Raw genomic sequence first — 911 nt, 5'->3', positions numbered from 1 at the left:
TCGTCTTCAGCTATACCCAAAACGGAAAGATTGTCACCCATCCAAATAAAAATTATTTCTTCAAAAACGTAACGCAGATGAAAGAAGACGGAAAACCTTATTTCTCTGCTCCTAAAGCAATGATGGAACAAGAGTCGGGTTCGAACATCATGGACGTCGCCGGTACAAAATCCGTCGTCATCTGGCAGACCTCGTCAAAAACAGGCTTTAAGTTAGCTGTCGTTCTTGACTATGCTTCCTTGTATGCACCGAAAGAAGAAATGCTCAGTCAATCGTTGATCAACTTCGTCNNTTAGCCACGTTGATTGCTTGGTTGATTGGTCGATCAATCAATCGTCCTTTATCAACACTCCGTCAAGAAGCACTTGCCATCGCCTCTGGTGATTTACGGACGCCAAAGCGTCCGACACGTTTCATCCAAGACGAGTTGACGGATCTCACCGAGAACTTTGACGCGATGCGGGCTCGACTACGTCAAACAATTCTCGCTTTGACGACTTCAGCGACGACCGTCCGGGATGCATCTGCCGAACTCTCCACGAATGCAACGCACGTCCAAACAGCTTCTCTGAAAATCGGACGAACGATGGAAGAGATCGCGGCGGCTGGTGAAACACAGACGAAACAAGCAGAGCGCTCGTCCCATGCCGTTCATGGCGTCAAGGAACGGTCGACGGCCATGCAACACGTCGCGTCAACGACATTATCGGAAGTCTCGACCGTCGCTTCCGCAGCCGTTCGCGGAAGTGATGTAACGAAACAGACGATCGCCGATTTACTTGATCATTCCGTCTCACTCGAACAGGAAATCCAAAATACGTCCGACTTCCTCGGTAAACGATCGGATGAGATTGCCAAAGTCCTTGGCACACTACAAGCAATCTCGAGTCAGACGAACTTGCTCGCCTTGA

General features: G+C 49.3%; 1 protein-coding gene. It reads left to right on the top strand.

Annotation, left to right across the window (positions count from 1 at the left end; genetic code table 11):
* Positions 1-313: 313 nt before the first annotated feature.
* Positions 314-911, top strand: a 598-nt coding sequence (locus B2751_RS09820; protein WP_290774534.1) for a HAMP domain-containing protein, incomplete at its 3' end; no start/stop codon positions are given.

It is taken from the genome of Exiguobacterium sp. UBA6282, from assembly GCF_002440475.1.
GTDB lineage: Bacteria > Bacillota > Bacilli > Exiguobacteriales > Exiguobacteriaceae > Exiguobacterium_A.
The sequence above is the reverse complement of the archived record's forward strand: the minus strand, read 5'-3'. Positions and strand labels throughout refer to the sequence as shown.